Below are 18379 nucleotides of genomic sequence, written 5' to 3'. Positions count from 1 at the left end.
GATTCGCATGGAGTTTAGTCCAAACAATCATTTCCCACCGCACAGGCAGGTCGATGCCCGCCAGTTTTGCACACGCAAATTGCAGTCAAGATGAGCTGCAGCAGCCTGTGAAAGCCTGGCAAAGGCTGACGAATTGAAACACTGATACGGAATCTCATACCGTGCAGTTGACCAGGCAAAAGCAGCCTGCAACTGCCGGTTCTCTCAACGAGCATGTGGATCTTTTGGACATTGCTGATCAACCTCTGGGGCAAGGCACGGCCGGCCCCCGAGACGAGCCATGTCTTGAAGAAACCACCCACCTCCCTAGCACGCGCATCGGCTTCTTTTGTACCCCGTCTGCATGCGCGTCCTCTCCCGCTCGTCCCCCGGCCTGTACCTCCGCTACTGACTTGAGATCAGGCCAGTAGCGCCGTCCTGTACCGCCCCCAGATTCCTCATCCGTTTCAACGCGTTCGTCTGGCATCACGGCTCCTGTTGAGCCTGTCTTTGATTACCAGTCAAAGGTGCGTTGGTCTGTGACCAGCGTGCCCCATAAAACGAATAAAGGAAACGCATCATGAAACGGATGCTGATTAACGCGACACAGTCCGAAGAACGCCGCCTGGCCATTGTGGATGGCCAGAAGCTGCTGGACTACGAGATCGAAATCGAAGGTCGCGAACAACGCAAGGGCAATATCTACAAGGCCGTCGTGACCCGCGTCGAGCCTTCTCTCGAAGCCTGCTTTGTGGACTATGGCGAAGACCGCCACGGCTTCCTGCCCTTCAAGGAAATCTCCAAGCAATACTTTGCCGAAGGCGTCTCGCCCAGCCAGGCCCGCATCAACGACGTGATCCGCGAAGGTCAGGAGCTGATCGTCCAGGTCGAAAAAGAAGAGCGCGGCAACAAGGGCGCGGCCCTGACCACCTTCATCTCGCTGGCCGGCCGCTATGTGGTGCTGATGCCCAACAACCCCCGTGGCGGTGGCGTTTCGCGCCGCATCGAGGGCGAGGATCGCGCCGAGCTCAAGGAGGCCATGGACCAGCTCGAGTACCCCAAGGGCATGTCCATCATTGCACGCACTGCCGGCATTGGCCGCTCGGCTCCCGAGCTGCAGTGGGACCTGAACTATCTGCTCAAGCTGTGGAGCGCCATCGACGGCGCAGCCAAGGCCTCCAAGGGCGCATTCCTGATCTATCAGGAATCCAGCCTGGTGATCCGCGCCATCCGCGACTATTTCAACAATGACATCGGCGACATCCTGATCGACACCGATGACATCTATGAACAGGCCCAGCAGTTCATGGCACATGTGATGCCCGAGCACGCTGCCCGCGTCAAGCGCTACCGCGACGACGCCCCCCTGTTCTCGCGCTTCCAGATCGAGCACCAGATCGAGTCCGCCTACTCGCGCACCGTGACCCTGCCCTCGGGCGGCGCCATCGTGATCGACCACACCGAAGCCCTGGTCTCCGTGGACGTGAACTCGGCCCGCGCCATCAAGGGCGGCGATATCGAGGAAACCGCGACCCGCACCAACCTCGAGGCAGCCGACGAAGTGGCGCGCCAGATGCGCCTGCGCGACCTGGGCGGCCTGATCGTGATCGACTTCATCGACATGGAAGAGGCAAAGAACCGCCGCGAAGTGGAAAACCGCCTGCGCGATGCCCTGCGCCAGGACCGCGCCCGCGTGCAGTTCGGCACCATCAGCAAGTTCGGCCTGATGGAAATGAGCCGCCAGCGCCTCAAGCCCGCCCTGTCCGAGGGCGCCCACATCAACTGCCCGCGCTGCGGCGGCTCCGGCCACATCCGCGACACGGAAAGCTCGGCGCTGCAGATTCTGCGCATCATCCAGGAAGAGTCCATGAAGGACAACACGGCCGCCGTGCACTGCCAGGTGCCCGTGGAAGTGGCTTCCTTCCTGCTCAACGAAAAGCGCAGCGAAATCACCAAGATCGAGCTCAAGCAGCGCGTCAACGTGATCATGGTGCCCAACAAGTCCATGGACACGCCGCACTACAAGCTCGAGCGTCTCAAGCACGACGACTCGCGCCTGGAATCCATGGAAGCCAGCTACAAGCTGGCCGACGAGCCCGAAGAGGTGACAACGGTCACACGCCGCTCGCAGGAGCCCACCAACAAGCAGACCCCCGTCATCAAGGGCGTGCTGCCCGATGCTCCCGCGCCGATTGCCGAGCCTCGCCCGCCGCGCCAGCCGCGCGCTGCCGCTGCCGCTGAGACGCCCACTCCCGTAGCGGCCCGACCCGTGGTGCGCGAGCAAGGCTTTTTTGCCTGGCTCAAGAACCTGTTCGGCTTTGGCGCACCGGCTCCCGTGGCAGTGCCCGCTCCCGTGGCCGAAGCACCCGCCCCTGCCGCCCGTGAAGGCAGCCGCGACGGCCGCCGAGGCGAAGGCCGTGGCGGTGACCGCAACCGCCGTGGTGGTGACCGCAACGAACGCGGCGACCGCAACAGCGCGGAGCGCAATGGCAGCGAACGTGGCGACCGCAACAGCCGCCGCAACGCCCAGGGCCGTGACGAGCAGCAACGCAACGAGCGCCCCGAGCAGCAACAGCGTCAGGACCGCCCCGAGCGCGGCAACCGCCGCGGTAGTGAACGCAACGAGCGCCGTGACGACCGCCAGCCCCAGGTGGCAGAAGCCGCGCTGAATGGCGAAGAGTTCAACGCAGCTCCCAAGCCCGAGCGCAACCGCCAGGAGCGCGGCGAGCGTGCGGAACGCAATGAGCGTGGCGAACGCGGTGAAGGTCGCCGCGAGCGCCAGAATCGCAACGCCGATGCCCAGCCCGCCATGCAGGCCGTTGCCGACGAAGCGGCACTGGACACCGCCAAGGTCGACGCTGTGGATGCCCAGGCTCAGGATGGCGCACAAGGCGGCGAGGCTCGCGAGCCCCGTCAGCGCCGTTCGCGTGACCGCTATGGCCGTGACCGCCGCGACCGTGCACCGCGCGATGCCCAGGCAGAAGAGCAGTCTGCCGAGCAGACAGCCGAAGCCCAGGCTCCGGTCGAAGTGCCTGCCGCAGACGCTGGCGAGCAGCCGGCACGCCGCAGCTACTTTGATGCTGTTGCACCTCAGGCTCAGGCAGAGCAAGCGCCTGTTGCTGCACAAGTGCAGGCACCCGTGGCAGCAGAAGCCGTAGTGACAGCTGTCGCTCCTGCGGCGGAACCCGCCCAGCCCGAGCAAGCAGAGCCTGCGGTTGCCGCAGAGCCTCAGGCTGTCGCCGTGGAGCCTGTGGCTGAAACCGTGGCTCCTGCCCCGGCAGTCGCAGCGCCCAAGGCACAGAGCTATGCGCTGCCGATTGCCGAGCTGCAAGCCCTGGCAGCCGCATCGGGTCTGGAATGGATCAACTCCGATGCCGAAAAGATCGCCGCCGTCCAGGCTGCGATTGCCGCCGAGCCCAAGCCCGTGCGCATTCCTCGCGAGCGCCCGCCCGTGGTGGTGCTCGACGAAGGCCCGCTGATTCTGGTCGAGACCCGCAAGGATCTGAGCCTGATGCAGCTGCCGTTCGAGAAGGAAGAACAGGCTGCAGGCGCCAACGCCTAAGCAGACTGCCTTGCGGCATCACAGGGCCAAGGGCACTGTCCACTTCGGTGGATGGGGCCCTGGCCCTTTTTCATGCGCCCTTTCTTTGATTGAGTGAACGTCAAGCCATGTTGTTTCTGATCTCTCCGGCCAAATCGCTGGACTATGAAAGCCCTATCTCCGCCGAGCTGCCGCACACGCTGCCGGTGTTCAAAAAGCAGCCACTGGAACTGATTGAAGTGCTGCGCGAGAAATCTCCCCAGCAGATTTCGGAGCTCATGAGCATCAGTGACAAGCTGGCCGTACTCAATGTGGGCCGCTACGAAGCGTTCAGTGCCAGGTTCACCGCCAAGAACTCGCGCCAGGCGGTGCTGGCCTTCAATGGCGATGTCTATGAGGGCCTGAATGCCGCCAGCCTCAAGCCCAGGGAGCTGGACTGGGCCCAGGAGCATGTCGTGATCCTGAGCGGCCTCTACGGCGTGCTGCGCCCGCTGGACCTGCTGCAGCCCTATCGCCTGGAGATGGGCACCCGGCTGGAAAACGCCAAGGGCAGCAACCTCTACCAGTTCTGGGGAACCCAGATTGCCGACTATCTGAACGAGCGCGGTGACGCCCAAAGCGAGCGCATTGTCGTCAACCTGGCATCTCAGGAATACTTCAAGGCCGTGGATCTCAAGGCACTCAAGGCCAGCGTGGTGGAATGCGTTTTCGAGGACTTCAAGGGCGGCAAATACAAGATCATCAGCTTCCATGCCAAGCGCGCGCGCGGGCTGATGGTGCGCTGGGCCGTGCAGCACAAGGCCAAGAAGGTGGCCGACCTGCGCAAGTTCGACCTGGAAGGCTATGCACTGGCCGAGCAGGCCTGCACGCCCGGCAAGCTGGTGTTCCGCCGCAAGCTGCAAGACTGACGCTGCGCATTGAAATCGGCATCAGTGCACACTAGCATTGTCGACATGAGCACTTCCACCCAAGACGAGTTCGTCACACCTCCCGGCCTGACACCCGAGCTGATGCAATGGGTGCGCACACAAAGCGCCTCTGGCGTGCCACTGCCATCGCTGCTGCAATCCATGCGCAAGGCGGGCTGGTCCGAGCATCTGGCGCGCCGCGCGCTGGCCCTGCCCGAAGAGGGTGAGCTGCCCTTGCCTTTCGCAGCAGCCAGGCCCGAAGCCGAAGTGGCAGTGCAGGTCCATGAGTCAGGCACTCCCGAGCCCGATCTGCTGACGGATCCCTGCTGCGTCCATGCCGGCGATCGCGATGTCCATGTGCTGATGAGCGTGCGCCACCCGCGCGTGGTGGTGTTCGGCAACCTGCTCTCCAACGAGGAATGCGATGCCATCATCGCAGCTGCCCGCCCGCGCATGCAGCGCTCGCTGACCGTGGACAACCAGAGTGGCGGCGAGGCCGTCAATGACGACCGCACCAGCAATGGCATGTTCTTCCAGCGCGGCGAGAACGAGCTCATCAGCCGTGTGGAGCAGCGCATTGCCCGACTGCTGAACTGGCCGCTGGAAAACGGCGAAGGCATGCAGGTGCTGCACTACCGGCCAGGCGCCGAATACAAGCCGCATTACGACTACTTTGCGCCCAACGAGCCCGGCACGCCGACGATACTCAAGCGTGGCGGCCAGCGCGTGGGGACCCTGGTCGTGTATCTCAACGAGCCCGCGCGCGGCGGCGCAACCACCTTTCCCGATGTAGGGCTGCAGGTCGTTCCGCGCCGTGGCAATGCCGTATTCTTCAGCTATAACCGGCCCGACCCGGCCACCAAGACCCTGCATGGCGGCGCTCCCGTGCTGGAGGGCGAAAAATGGATCGCCACCAAGTGGCTGCGCGAACGAGAGTTCAAGTAAAAACAGGCTCTAGCCCTTACCCATAAAGCGCCAGCAGCTATCTTTTGTACTGCTGGCCATTTTGTTTTTGAATCATGCACACCCCTGAACAATCGCAGCTGGGCAAAAGCTCGGCCTATGTAGACCAGTACGACGCGTCCCTGCTCTTTCCCCTGCCACGCCTGACCAAGCGCGAGGAAATCGGCGCCGCCATCAACCCACCGTTCTTTGGCGCCGATCTGTGGACGGCATTCGAAGTTTCCTGGCTCAATCTGCGCGGCAAGCCCCAGGTGGCGCTGGCGCATTTCACCATCCCCTGCGAAACGCCCAACCTGATCGAGAGCAAGTCCTTCAAGCTGTACCTGAACAGCTTCAACAACACCCGCTTTGCCGACGCCAGCGAGGTACTGGCGCGCCTGCGCAGCGATCTGTCCGAAGCCACCTGGCGCGGCAGCCAAGTCCAGGGCAGCGTGGGCGTGCGGCTGCTGGAAGCGGAGCAGTTCGATGCCCAGCAAGTGCACGAGCTCGACGGTCTGCTGCTGGACTGCCTAGATGTGGAGTGCACCCGGTACACGCCGGCTCCCGAGCTGCTGCGTGCCAACCATGACGAAGCGCCCGTCAACGAAACCCTGGTCAGCAACCTGCTCAAGAGCAACTGCCTGGTCACCGGCCAGCCCGACTGGGGCAGCGTGCAGATTCAATACAGCGGTGCACAGATCGAGCAGGAAGGTCTGCTGCAGTACCTGGTGAGCTTTCGCAACCACAACGAATTCCATGAGCAATGCGTGGAGCGCATCTTCATGGACATCTGGAGCCGCTGCAAACCCATCAAGCTTGCCGTCTACGCCCGCTACACGCGCCGTGGCGGCCTGGACATCAACCCCTTGCGCACCAGCCACCCGGGCGCCCTGCCCGCCAACGTGCGCACCGCTCGCCAGTAACAGCGGCACCGGGCAGCAAGCAAGGGCCGCCCCGCAGCAAAGCTGCCGTCCCCCTCAGAGGGAGGCCGCAAAGCGGCTCAGGGGGATCAACTCTTCCAAGGGCAGTCATCCTGCCCCAGCAAAGCCTCGGCATAACGCAGATCCTGAATGCGCATCCAAAGCCCGTTCATGCCCTGGCGCAGGGGCTCGACCGCAGCACGCTGCCAGGTCTGCGCCACCACCAGCTGACGCGACGCCGCCGGCTCTGCCCGGGACTTGTGAGCCGCGTTCGCCTCGCCCTGCCGCGCCTCGTCGTCAGGCAAGGGCAAATCCTGCCAATGCAGCCCCTGGGCATCCCAGCCCTGCAGCACCGGCATGCGCGCCTTGAGCGTCAGCGTGCGCACTTCCTTTTCCACGGGATTGAGCCAGTGCAGCTGCCACTGCCCCGGCTCGCCATAGCGCGTCTCCACCGGCTCCAGCAAGGCCCAGCCTTCGCCCGAGGGATGGGGACAGGCGCAAGGCCCGACACCGCAGAACGCCAGGCCGCTGCGCGTCATGATCACGCCGTCCTTGCGAAGTTCATCATGCTGCCAATAGTGGTTGACGCGCTCGTTCACGCCACCCCACCACCAGACGGTGTCGCCGCGCACCTCGTCACGCCAGACATAGTCGCCGTCGGCGCAGGGATGCTGAATCTGTCTCACCTCGCGCCAGCGCGGCAGCAGCTGCCAACGGCCTTGTGCATCGGGCGCCAGTTCGCGCTCGGAGTAAAGCGGGCGCCAGTCGGGTCTGGCCAGATGGCTGGCCGACACGGACTGCAAAGGCCAGCGCCAGGATGCGGTGCAGGGGTCCCAGTCCTTGTCCGCCAGACTGGCCGTCAGCGCCAACACGCGCATGCGAGCAGCCATGCCGCCCTTGACGGATGGAACAGCAGCCAGCCGCACCACAGGCCAGGGCAGGTCCACGCTTTGCAGGCGCTCCCCATCCCAGACCTGCAGGCTGCCGCTGCCGCCGCGAATCGGGGCACGGCCATGGGGCATGAGAGCCGCCCAGCGCCCCTGCACGATCACATGCTCGAGAGCCCAGCTGCCGGGCAGATGGCGCTCGCCCCATTGCAGGTTGTAGGCCGCTGTTTCGCCCAGCTCCTCCCTGGCGGGCTTGGACAGGGTCCAGATCAGGCGCTGGCCCTTGAGTGGCTCGCTCTGCGCGCGCCACAGCGCGGGCTGCGCCGGATCACGCAGCCAGTCGAAGCTCACGGGCAGCGAGGGTTTGATGATGGGCAGGCCATCGCGTTGATGGGCAGCGCAGACATCCACCTCGCTCATGGCGCAGCTGATGCTGGTGCCATCGTGCAAGCGCTCGGTCTCGGGCATATCGAGCTGCACTTTCTGCAGCAGCAGTTCATTGAGCCAGCTCAGCGGAAAAGCACCGGACTCCTGCTCATCGCCCAACCGTGCCAGGCCCAGCGCCCAGGGTTTGCGGTCCTCGGGCATCAACTGCGGCCATTGCTGCCAGCCTCGCTCCATGGTCCAGACGGCCAGCCGCAGGCTGGCCTGGCTGGCATCGCCCTGGGTAGGGTAGGCATAGAGCGCAAAAGCCTGGGCATCGGCACGCCAGACCATGCTGTGGCTCTCATCCAGCACCCAGGGCTGGGCGGACTCACCCAGCATCAGCTGCCAGTGCGGATTCTGCAGCGGAGCCATTGGATAGCGCAGCTTGCGCAGCGAAGCCGGCCAGTGGCGCTGCAGCAGCACTGGCGGCACCGAGCTGGGCTGAGCCGGTTGCGGCAGGGTTGGCATGGGCCTGGCGACCTCGGCAGGCAGGCAGTCAGCCGGCACCCAGAGATCGACCACCTGCAGCAGGGGCTGCGGCTGCGCAGCCATATGCTCGCCCAGCCAGGCCTCGAAGCTGGCATCGGACATGATCACATGTGCATCGTCGGCAATGCCGCTTTCATTGATGCTCTCGCCACTCCAGCGCGGCATGCGCCAATGGATGGCATCCAGGAGCTCGCCTTCCGGCTTGTCTATGCGCCAGCTGCGACGTGATTTGCGATCGACCAGATGGGCCGCCTCGCTGTCATAAAAGCCCGTGCGCAGCCAGCGCCCGTCATAGGAGGTGTGCATGTCCATCTCCCAGACATGGGGCAGATAGACGCCGTCCGCACACAGCACGTCGCCATAGATGGGGCCGCCCATGCCGCGCTCGCCCTGGGGGCGAAAATTCACATCCCGGTTGGACTCCGACGCCGTATCCGCCTGCGCCGCAAGCTCTTGATCGGAGAGTGTCTGCGCCGCAGCCTCCGACGCCACTCTGGCCTGGGCCACGGACGGCTCGGCCTCCTGCAGGGCAGTTGCAGACGACGCGGGTCTGGCGTCAGCGCGCAAACGCGATATCAGCCAGATCAGCACACACAGGGCCAGCGCCGCAATGGCGATCAGGATCAGCACAACACTCATGCCGCAATCCTACCGAAAGCCGATGTGAAAAAGGCAGCTCCACGGCTGCCTTTTCAGAGCAATATGGCAAAAGCCTAAAGATGGAACACGTCCACCGAACGCTCCAGCGTCTTGGCACTCTGGCGCAGCGATTGCGCGGCGCTGGTCGACTGCTCCACCAAAGCCGCATTCTGCTGGGTCACGGAGTCGAGCTGGGCCACGGCCTCGTTGACCTGGGAGATGCCTATCGATTGCTCACGCGTGGCAATGCTGATCTGGTGCACCAGGGAGCCGACCTTGTCCACGGCCTGCACCATGCCGTCTATGGTCTGGCCCGCGGCACGCATGCGCGCATTGCCGTCGTTGATGCCGTCGACCGTGCGGTTGATGAGCACGCTGATCTCCTTGGCCGCCTCGGCACTGCGCTGGGCCAGTGCCCGGACCTCGCCCGCCACCACGGCAAAGCCGCGACCCTGCTCGCCAGCCCGCGCCGCCTCCACTGCCGCGTTCAGTGCCAGCAGATTGGTCTGGAAGGCAATGCTCTCGATCACGCCAATGATTTCGCTCATGCGGGTGGAGGAGCCCCGGATATGTTCCATGGCCTGGCCCACCTCGCTGATGGCCGCGCCGCTGCGGCTGGCCACCTTGCTGCTCTCGTCGCTGGCACCGGCCATGAACTGGGCCGTATCGGCCGTCTGCGACACCGTGCCTGAAATTTCCTCCATCGAGGCCGCCGTCTGCTGCAGGCTGGTGGCCTGCGACTCGGTACGCCCTGCCAGATCAAAACTGCTCTGGGCGATTTCATGGGCGGTCTGGGCAAAACCCTGCACCTCGGTGCGCACATCGCCCACCACGGCGCGCAGATTGATCTGGATCTGCTGCAGCCGCAGCATCAGCGCCCCCATGGCACCGCTGTAGCTCTGGCTGCATTCGGTGCTCAGATTGCAGGCTGCCACATCGGCCGCAAAGCGGCTGGCTTCCTCAAGTCCCGCCACGCAGCGCCGTTGAAAGCGCCACAGCACGAATGCGCCGCCTGCCACCAGGCTTGCAGCACGCCAGCCCCAGGCCGCTGCGCCCTGCCAGCCCAGCAAATCGGGCAGCATGGCGATCAAGGCCACGATGGCCAGCAACCAGGCCATGCGCGCCACCAGGCCCACGTCCTTGCGGCCGTCCCACCAGCCCATCAGTCCCAGGCGGCGCACCGCGCCTGCGCGCAGGCGGAAGCTGGCCTGTGCCTGCTTTTCCTCGTTGCGCATGCGCGCATACAGGGCTTCGGCTGCGGCCACTTCGGCGGCCGAGGGCTTGGTGCGCACCGACAGATAGCCGCTGGGCTTGCCACCTTCCATGATGGGCGTGACATTGGCGCGCACCCAGTAGTGGTCGCCGTTCTTGCGGCGGTTCTTGACCAGTGCCGTCCAGGGATAGCCATGGGCGATGGTGCGCCACATGTCCTTGAAGGCGGCGGCCGGCATGTCCGGGTGGCGGATCAGATTGTGCGGCTGACCGATCAGCTCTTCATAGCCATAGCCGCTGACGCGCACGAAGGCCGGGTTGCAATGCGTGATCTCGCCCTTGGTGTTGGTGCTGGAGACCAGCAGCTCGTCACCCGGAAAGTCGTAGTTTTGTTGAGATACCGGCAGGTTCAGGCGCATGCTTTGCACTCCTCCAATAGGCCTATGTAGTTTTTGTTCGAGAGTGAGCGATCAGGCATCCCGTAGGCAGCTGGTTAACCAGATACACAAATTCACACTTGGATCATCGCACAGCGATGATTCCCGAGCCCCAAAGCTCAGAACAGAGATGCGGTATAGGGATCCGAATGCTTGACCGAGGTCAAACCATGGGGTCTGAGCAGCAGCTCTCTTGCCACCGGATCGTGGGCGCTGGCCTGCCAGAGCGGCTCGGCAATCAGGCCCGAGACCTTGACCCCCAGCAGCCTGATGCGCTTGCCCAGCGGCACGCGCTTGAGGCATTGGCCTGCGGCCAGGCGGATGGCGGCCGCATCCTGTATCGGCAGGTTCAGGGTCTGGTCCCGCGTGGCGATCCTGAAGTCGTCATAGCGCAGCTTGATGCCCACGGTGCGCCCCACATAGCCCTTGCGCCGCAGATCCTCGGCCACGCGCTCGCACAGGTCCGTGAAGATCGCGCCCAGCTCGGCCTTGTCGCGTACGGCATGCAGATCGCGCTCGAAGGTGGTCTCGCGGCTCATGGACACCGGCTCGCTCTCGGTCACCACGGCGCGCTCGTCGCGCCCCCAGGCCGACTCGTGCAGCCAGTGGCCATAGCTCTTGCCAAACCAGTGCAGCAGCTGGGGAAGGCTTTGCGCGGCCAGGTCGCCAATGGTTTCTATGCCCAGGCTCTTGAGCTTGGCATCGGCCTTGGGGCCTATGCCGTTGACCTTGCGGCAGGCCAGCGGCCAGATCCGGCTTTGCAGGTCTTCGGGCTGGACGATGGAGATGCCGTTGGGCTTGTTGAACTCGCTGGCCATCTTGGCCAGCAGCTTGTTGGGCGCCACACCGACCGAGCAGGTCAGGCCTGTGGCATCGAAGATGGATTTCTGGATCAGCCGGGCCAGCACGCGTCCACCTTCGCGCTGGCCGCCCGGCACGTCGGTGAAGTCGATGTAGACCTCGTCCACGCCGCGGTTTTCCATAAGCGGCGCAATCGACACGATGATCTCTTTGAAGGCCCGGGAAAAGCGCCGGTACTCGGCAAAGTCCACGGGCAGAAGAATCGCCTGCGGACACAGCCTTGCGGCCTTCATCATGCCCATGGCCGAGCCCACGCCGAACTGCCGGGCGGCATAGGTGGCCGTGGTGATCACGCCGCGCCCCGTGTAATCGCGCAGCAGTGGAAAGTCGGCCACCGGGATCTCGGACAGCGGCCGCCCCGCATGCCGCGCCAGCAGCTGCTCGTCAAAGCTGCGCCGCCCGCCGCCGATGACCACCGGCAGCCCCTTGAGCTGCGGGTAGCGCAGCAGCTCCACGGAGGCGTAGAACGCATCCATGTCCAGATGCGCTATGCGCCTGGGCCTGGGCTCGGGGCTGGGGGGAAGATCGCTCACAGTGCCGATTTTGCCTGCGCTGGCAAGAGACGGCCGCGATGCGTCAAACAGGCACACAGGCAACGGGATACCGCAAGCAGTGCCAGCCCCTGCCGCTACCCCTTCCCGCCTGGAGAAGGGGAAGGCTCAAACCGCCTCAGGACGACACCTTGCCCTGCTTGATGTCTTCGAGCTCGTCAAAGCGCATATCGGCATAGCTGATCCAGGTCTTGCGCTTGACCAGCCAGTAACCCAGCCAGAACAGCAGGAACAGCGGAATGCCCAGATAGGTCGAGACCACCCCGCCCCAATCGATGCGATCTTCCAGGAAGGCCTGGTAGTTCTGGCCCAGCGTCACCACCAGACACAGCACGAAGGCAAAGATGGGGCCGAAGGGGAAGGCGCCGGCCTTGTAGGGCAGCAGGCCCACATCGTGACCATGCATGACATAGCCGCGACGGAAACGGTAGTGGCTGACGGCAATGCCCAGCCAGACGATGAACTCCGTCATGCCGGCCAGATTCAACAGCCAGATATAGACGGCCTGCGGGCTGTAGAGCGAGGAAAACAGGCACAGGCTGGCAACCAGCGTGCTGCCGATCAAGGCCACCAGCGGCACGCCGTTCTGGGTCAGCCGGGAGAAGATGCGCGGCGCATTGCCCTCGGTCGCCATGTTGTAGAGCATGCGCGTGGCTGCATACATGCCGGAGTTACCTGCCGACAGCACCGAGGTCAGGATCACCGCATTCATCACCGTGGCCGCCGACAGCAGACCCGCGTGCTGGAACACCAGCGTGAACGGGCTCACGGCGATATCGGCCACATCGGTGCGCAGCAGCTGCGGATCGGTATAGGGAATCAGAAAGCCGATGACGATGATGGCCAGCACATAGAACAGCAGGATGCGCCAGAACACCTGGCGAATCGCACGTGGCACGTTCTCGCGCGGGTTTTCGGATTCGCCCGCAGCAACGCCCACCAGCTCCGTGCCCTGGAAGGAATAGGCCACGATCATGGCCACGCCCACAAAGGTCGCGAAATTGCCGACGAATGGCGCATCGCCCGTGGTCCAGTTCTCGAAGCCAGGCACATGGCCGTTGCTGATGATGCCGAACAGAATCAGCACGCCGGTGATCAGAAAGGCCACTACGGCCAGCACCTTGATCAGCGCGAACCAGTACTCGGCCTCGGCAAAGCCGCGCGCGGAAAACGCGTTCAGCCCCACCATCAGCAGCAGGAACAGGCCGCTCCAGAGGATGCCCGGCACATTGGGAAACCAGTAGGCCATGACCAGCTGCGAGGCCACCAGATCCACGGCCACCACCACGGCCCAGCTGAACCAGAAGTTCCAGCCCAGCGCAAAGCCGAAGCCGCGATCCACATAGCGCGAGGCATAAGTAGAGAAAGAGCCGGCCACTGGCATGAAGGCAGCCAGCTCGCCCAGACTGGTCATGATGTAGTACACCATGATGCCGATGAGCAGATAGGTGAGCACGGCTCCGCCCGGGCCGATCTGGGCGATGGCCGAGCCGGAGGCCACGAACAGGCCCGTTCCGATGGCGCCGCCAATGGCGATCATGCTCAGGTGGCGCTGCTTGAGCACCCGGTGCAAGCGGGGCTGGTTATCGTCACCATCGCCAGTCGGCGCGAGCTGCTGGCTTGAGTTGGGTTGGGACATAAATGTCTTGTTGTAATGGTTTGCGCCCATCCAGACAAAACACCCAACCATCCCGCAGGCGCTGCGACAGGCAACGCAAAAAGGCGACCATGACGGTCGCGGTCAACAAGGACAAAGGAACGAAGCCATGACAGCAGAACGCCATGGCGGATAGGCCAGTTGCATCCTGAATCGGCAGCCACCCCAGTCGGGTGCTTCAATGGCAAAGCGGTGATATCGCCGGGCCAATTGACAGGCAAAGACGATATTTTGCCCAAATCCACCGCCGACCATGACCCGTCATGTCAATGCAGGGGTTGACTCTGGGGCTGCTCAGCGGCACTTGACAGCGCTTAACGCTATGAATTCGGAAGCTTCTTGCGCATGAATACATTCACTTTCCTTATGAAAACACAAGAAAGTCTTTAAAGAACAAGCGCTAGCCGCTATCAAATAAAAGAAGCGAAGCACGGCCTGCCCCGGCGCAGAAGTCTAGAAAACCCGTATATCCAGGCGCCGCCGTTCTTCCTACATTTGCCCACAGGCTCTCAGCCCGGTGATGCCGAGAGAGACTGCAGCGCAAACTTGGCGCATGCAGCGCCGAAGGAGCAACCGCCCCGGAAACTCTCAGGCCAAAGGATCGGCATCGCTTTCACACACTCTGAAGAATGTCCGGACGTCATCGTCCGCCGGGCATACCGAAGGAGCAAGCGAGCAGCGCCGCAAGGCCCTGCCTCGTGAATCTCTCAGGTCCAGAACAGAGGGGGCGTCCGCTGCGCATGTTGCGCACGGGCTCCACCCTTGACGTCTCTGGAATCTGAATCATGAAGACAATCGCCGTCATCGGCGGTGGCATCACGGGAGTGACCACCGCCTACGCCCTCGCACGCCGCGGATTTTCCGTCACCCTGTTCGAGAAGCAGCGCAATGCCGCCATGGAAACCTCGTTCGCCAATGGCGGCCAGCTCTCGGCCTCGAACGCCGAGGTCTGGACCCATTGGTCCACCATCGTCAAGGGCCTCAAATGGATGCTCAAGAGCGATGCACCGCTACTGCTCAACCCCAAGCCCAGCTGGCACAAGATTTCCTGGTTCTGCCAGTTTCTCGCGGCCATCCCCCATTACGAGAAAAACACCGTGGAGACCGCCAGGCTGGCTATTGCGGCGCGCGAACACCTGTTTGACTGGGCGGCCAGCGAAGGCATTGACTTCGATCTGAAGCAAAAAGGCATCTTGCATATCTACCGCGACCGAGCAGGCTTTGAACATGCAGGCAAGGTTTCCCAGTTGCTGGCCAAAGGCGGGCTGGAGCGCCGCGCCGTGACACCGCAGGAGATGCGGTCCATCGAGCCGACCCTGTCCGGAACCTTCTATGGCGGCTACTTCACCGAGAGCGACTCCACCGGCGACATCCACAAGTTCACCAGCGGCCTGGCCGCCGCCTGCGAGCGACTGGGCGTGCAATGCCGCTACGGCCAGGAAATCGTGTCAGTGAACAGCAATGGCAAGCAGGCCAGCGTGACCGTGCGCCAGGGTCTGGAAACCGAGACCTCGACCTTCGACGCCATGGTCGTCTGCGCAGGCACGGCCAGCCGCGCGCTGGCCGCTCAGCTCGGCGACAGCGTCAACATCTATCCGGTCAAGGGCTACTCCATCACGGTCAATCTGCCGGACGAAGCCAGCCGAGCCGCTGCCCCCTTGGTGAGCCTGCTGGACGACGAGACCAAGCTGGTCACCAGCCGCCTCGGAGACGATCGCTTTCGCGTGGCCGGCACGGCCGAATTCAACGGCTACAACAAGGACATCCGCGCCGACCGTATCCGCCCGCTCATCGAATGGGTGCAGCAATGCTTCCCGGGCGTCAGCACACGCAGCGTGGTGCCCTGGGCCGGTCTGCGTCCCATGATGCCGGACATGCTGCCGCGCGTGGGCCCTGGCAACAAGCCCTGCGTGTTCTACAACACCGGCCACGGCCATCTGGGCTGGACCTTGTCGGCCGTCACCGCCGACATGGTCGGCGATGTCGTGCTGCAGTCCATGGGCAGCGCCAGCAGGCAGTCCCGGCCGGCCACGCTGAGCACTGCCAGCGCCTGATAGCTGCCTGCAGCAACAAGCCAGACACGCATCGCGCCTCGCCGCTGCAGAAAGCTATTGTTTAAGGAGCTTCTTGCGCAATTCCATACTTAGTTTCAAGGACTTTTCACCTTGAAAACGAGCATTGGAAAGCGCAAGCAGCTCTAGAAATCATAGCTGCAGACAGATCAGCACCAGGCCCAGCATCATCAGCGCCATGCCCAGCTTTTCCGTCAATGAGAGCTTCTCGCTGAACACCTTGCGCGAGACGATGTAGCTGAACACCACCTCCACCATGCCCAAGGTGCGCACGGCGGCCGCCCCCTGCATGGCATAGGCGGTGAACCAGGCCAGCGAGGCCGCAGCGCCCATGCTGCCGGCCAGCAGCGAGATGCGCCAGGCCTTGAAGATGGGGCGCAGGCCGTGCTCATGGGTTCTGGCGATCCAGGCGCTCATGACGACGGACTGCATGGTCTGCGCAATCAGCACGCCCCAGGCCCCCGACAACCAGGGCGAGCTCACGCCCAGTGTTGCGATCTCGACCGCACCGCCGCGAAAGCCCACCGTGGCCAGCGCAAAACAGGCGCCGCAGATCAGCCCGTAGACCGAGGATTTGCTGGTCCAGGCCGAGAGCGTGAACAGCTGCCCGCGCGGCGGCAGCGACAGCATCAGCACGCCCACGGTGGCAAGCACCATGGCCAGCAGCGCCAGTCGGGTCGGTAGCTCATGCAGGAACATGGCGGCAAACAGGGCCACCTGCAGCACCTCGGTCTTGGACAGCGTGACCGCCACGGCAAAGTTTCGCTCCTTCATGGCCATGAGCAAGGCGACCGTGGCCGCGACCTGAAAGAGCGCACCAAGCGCAATCCAGCCCAGATAGGCGGCGCTGAACTTCGGCAGCACCAGGGACGGATCGCCCAGCGCATACAGCGCCAGCAGATAGATGGCGGCAAACGGCAGGCCATAGAGAAAGCGCACCAGCGTGGCCGGCAGCGTGCCGACCTGCGTCGTCAGCGAGCGCTGGGCCGTGTTGCGCACCGTCTGCGCCGCCGCCGCAAACAGCACCACTCCCACCCACAAATATTCCATTCCTATGCCCGGCATGAGACGCTTTCTTTTCTGTTAGCGCGCCAGCATAGCGCCGGCTGCCGCACGGCGCTGACGCGATTCGTGCAGTCCACCCGCTCAAGCCAAGGCGACGTGAAGCACGAACGGCTTGCGTCCTGATGGCGAAGTCTCTTTCCCGGCAAATAAACCCCATATCCAGACCATTGCTGCATCTTTAGCTACAATTTCAGCCGGGTGCCCGCCACACAAGGTGGCGATGGCAGGTGAATGTTCATGCGCAGGTCGGGCCGCCAGCGCGCCAGTCGTCTAGCAGTGCAGACGGCACCAGCAGGCATTGCCTCAGGTGCCGCGCGCCTTCAGCGCACGACTTCAGACACCTACCAACTCATGGACCCACAAACACTTGTGCAGGCCCCTGCGCCTTTTGCATCCCAACATTCACCCCGCGTCCCCGCGCTGCAATCTGCAACCGAGCGCGTGCAGGCACAAATCTCGCACCTGCTGCATATCGAATCCTTCGCCGGCATGGTGCTCATGCTGGCCGCTGCGGCAGCCCTGATCTGGGCCAACTCCGCTGCGGCGCCAAGCTACTTTGCACTGTGGCATGCCCCCGTCGCGCTGACGCTTGGCCCATGGAGCTTCAGCACCGATCTGCATTTCATCGTCAACGACGTTCTGATGACGGTGTTCTTTCTGGTCGTGGGTATGGAGATCCGGCGCGAGCTGCACAACGGCGCGCTGGCCAGCCTGCGCCAGGCCAGTCTGCCGCTGATCGCAGCCATCGGCGGCGTGGCCGTGCCCGCGCTCATCTACGTAGCCCTGGCAGGCAACGACAGGACACTGCTCAACGGCTGGGCGATTCCGACGGCGACCGACATCGCGTTTGCCGTGGGCGTGCTGGCCTTGCTGGGCCGCAATATCCCGGGAGCGCTGCGCATCTTCCTGCTGGCCCTGGCCATCATCGACGACATAGTGGCCGTGCTCATCATCGCGTTCTTCTACTCGGGCGGCCTGCAGGCCATGGGCTTTGTGGTTGCCGCAGCCGGCGTGCTGCTGGTGCTGCTGTTCAACCGCATGGGCATTGCCGCCGCGCCCCTGTATGTGCTGCCCGGAGCCATTCTCTGGTTCGGCCTGCTCAAGACCGGCGCTCACCCCACTCTGGCAGGTGTGGTGCTGGGTCTGATGACGCCTGTGTTTGTACGTCCCACTCCCATGCCGCTGCTGATCACGGCACAGACAGCCATGCGCAAGGCTGGCGAGCAGATGCTGAGCGGCCGGCCCGATCCGCAGCACCTGCTGCAGGAGCTGCGCACCGCCCAGCTCGCACAGCGCGACCTGTTGCCGCCCGCTCTGCGCCTGCCCATGATTCTTCATCCCTGGGTGGCTTTTTGCATCATGCCCATCTTTGCGCTGGCCAATGCCGGCGTGCAATTCTCGGACATAGACCTGAGCGCTGCCGCACCGCAGACCACGGCCATGGCCGTGCTGGTGGCCCTGGTGCTGGGCAAGCCCCTGGGTGTCTTCATCTGCACCTGGCTGGCCGTCAAGAGCGGGCTGTGCAGCCTGCCCGAGGGCCTGAACTGGCACGGTGTGCTGCTGGTGGGTCTGCTGGCCGGCATAGGCTTCACCATGTCCATCTTTGTCGGCGGCCTGGCCTTTGCAGATGCGACCTTGCTGGGCGCGGCCAAGCTGGGCATTTTGGCAGGCTCGGCCATGGCAGCCTTGCTGGGGCTGGGTTATGGATTTGCCATGCGCAAGCGCCTGCAGTAGGCATAAGCACTTCTCGATCATGATGCCGGCCGGGCTCACGGCAGAAAAACGCCCCCGAT

At 63.8% G+C, this 18379-nt stretch carries 11 protein-coding genes and 1 riboswitch; of the genes, 6 read left to right on the top strand and 5 right to left on the bottom strand.

All coding sequences use genetic code 11. From position 1 onward, the window contains the following. The first annotated feature begins 559 nt into the window (after positions 1–559). From P353_RS02585 to queF, 4 genes are all read left to right on the top strand, one after another. Positions 560–3541, top strand: a complete 2982-nt coding sequence (locus tag P353_RS02585) for an Rne/Rng family ribonuclease (RefSeq protein WP_034364858.1) — start codon at positions 560–562, stop codon at positions 3539–3541. 107 nt (positions 3542–3648) lie between these two features. Further along, the gene (yaaA, locus tag P353_RS02580; RefSeq protein WP_034364854.1) at positions 3649–4428 is read left to right on the top strand and encodes a peroxide stress protein YaaA; all 780 of its coding nucleotides are present in this window, start codon (positions 3649–3651) and stop codon (positions 4426–4428) included. Positions 4429–4473: 45 nt separating this feature from the next. After that, complete coding sequence (locus tag P353_RS02575; RefSeq protein WP_034364851.1) at positions 4474–5373, top strand: 2OG-Fe(II) oxygenase; 900 nt, start codon at positions 4474–4476, stop codon at positions 5371–5373. A gap of 74 nt (positions 5374–5447) precedes the next feature. After that, positions 5448–6293 carry an NADPH-dependent 7-cyano-7-deazaguanine reductase QueF gene (gene queF, locus P353_RS02570; protein ID WP_034364848.1) on the top strand — a complete coding sequence of 282 codons (846 nt, stop codon included), beginning with the start codon at positions 5448–5450 and terminating at the stop codon, positions 6291–6293. 86 nt (positions 6294–6379) lie between these two features. Here the strand turns inward: queF and P353_RS02565 are convergent, their stop codons facing one another. The 4 genes from P353_RS02565 to P353_RS02550 all read right to left on the bottom strand — a co-directional run bounded on the left by P353_RS02565 (position 6380) and on the right by P353_RS02550 (position 13431). Further along, on the bottom strand, positions 6380–8731 hold the full coding sequence (locus tag P353_RS02565; protein ID WP_034364846.1) for a hypothetical protein: 2352 nt from the start codon (positions 8729–8731) through the stop codon (positions 6380–6382). A gap of 74 nt (positions 8732–8805) precedes the next feature. After that, positions 8806–10362, bottom strand: a complete 1557-nt coding sequence (locus P353_RS02560; protein WP_034364843.1) for a methyl-accepting chemotaxis protein — start codon at positions 10360–10362, stop codon at positions 8806–8808. 137 nt (positions 10363–10499) lie between these two features. Further along, positions 10500–11717 carry a DNA polymerase IV gene (gene dinB / locus P353_RS02555; RefSeq protein ID WP_113707683.1) on the bottom strand — a complete coding sequence of 406 codons (1218 nt, stop codon included), beginning with the start codon at positions 11715–11717 and terminating at the stop codon, positions 10500–10502. A gap of 193 nt (positions 11718–11910) precedes the next feature. Beyond that, positions 11911–13431 carry an amino acid permease gene (locus P353_RS02550; protein ID WP_034364840.1) on the bottom strand — a complete coding sequence of 507 codons (1521 nt, stop codon included), beginning with the start codon at positions 13429–13431 and terminating at the stop codon, positions 11911–11913. A gap of 532 nt (positions 13432–13963) precedes the next feature. Then, a riboswitch (glycine riboswitch) is annotated at positions 13964–14063 on the top strand. A 171-nt stretch (positions 14064–14234) separates the two neighbouring features. Here P353_RS02550 and P353_RS02545 point away from each other — a divergent pair. Beyond that, positions 14235–15503, top strand: coding sequence for a D-amino acid dehydrogenase (locus P353_RS02545; protein ID WP_034364837.1), 1269 nt, complete (start codon positions 14235–14237; stop codon positions 15501–15503). Positions 15504–15653: 150 nt separating this feature from the next. On the opposite strand, the gene P353_RS02540 is transcribed toward P353_RS02545, so the two are convergent. Next, a complete protein-coding gene (locus tag P353_RS02540) occupies positions 15654–16586 on the bottom strand; it encodes a DMT family transporter (protein ID WP_034364835.1) in 933 nt (310 codons plus the stop codon). 351 nt (positions 16587–16937) lie between these two features. Between P353_RS02540 and nhaA the strand changes: the two genes are divergently transcribed. After that, entirely contained in the window at positions 16938–18320 is a 1383-nt protein-coding gene (gene nhaA / locus P353_RS02535; protein WP_034365459.1) for a Na+/H+ antiporter NhaA, read from the top strand. The last annotated feature ends 59 nt before the right edge of the window (positions 18321–18379 follow it).

Origin of the sequence: Comamonas testosteroni (assembly GCF_000761245.1) — a bacterium.
Taxonomy (GTDB): domain Bacteria; phylum Pseudomonadota; class Gammaproteobacteria; order Burkholderiales; family Burkholderiaceae_C; genus Comamonas; species Comamonas testosteroni_C.
The sequence above is the reverse complement of the archived record's forward strand: the minus strand, read 5'-3'. Positions and strand labels throughout refer to the sequence as shown.

Coding starts and splice junctions, on each gene's coding strand:
- P353_RS02575 (WP_034364851.1), top strand. CDS start 4,474: ATGAGCACTTCCACCCAAGACGAGTTCGTCACACCTCCCGGCCTGACA.
- nhaA (WP_034365459.1), top strand. CDS start 16,938: ATGGACCCACAAACACTTGTGCAGGCCCCTGCGCCTTTTGCATCCCAA.
- P353_RS02540 (WP_034364835.1), bottom strand. CDS start 16,586: ATGCCGGGCATAGGAATGGAATATTTGTGGGTGGGAGTGGTGCTGTTT.
- P353_RS02585 (WP_034364858.1), top strand. CDS start 560: ATGAAACGGATGCTGATTAACGCGACACAGTCCGAAGAACGCCGCCTG.
- P353_RS02560 (WP_034364843.1), bottom strand. CDS start 10,362: ATGCGCCTGAACCTGCCGGTATCTCAACAAAACTACGACTTTCCGGGT.
- P353_RS02565 (WP_034364846.1), bottom strand. CDS start 8,731: ATGAGTGTTGTGCTGATCCTGATCGCCATTGCGGCGCTGGCCCTGTGT.
- P353_RS02545 (WP_034364837.1), top strand. CDS start 14,235: ATGAAGACAATCGCCGTCATCGGCGGTGGCATCACGGGAGTGACCACC.
- dinB (WP_113707683.1), bottom strand. CDS start 11,717: ATGGATGCGTTCTACGCCTCCGTGGAGCTGCTGCGCTACCCGCAGCTC.
- queF (WP_034364848.1), top strand. CDS start 5,448: ATGCACACCCCTGAACAATCGCAGCTGGGCAAAAGCTCGGCCTATGTA.
- yaaA (WP_034364854.1), top strand. CDS start 3,649: ATGTTGTTTCTGATCTCTCCGGCCAAATCGCTGGACTATGAAAGCCCT.
- P353_RS02550 (WP_034364840.1), bottom strand. CDS start 13,431: ATGTCCCAACCCAACTCAAGCCAGCAGCTCGCGCCGACTGGCGATGGT.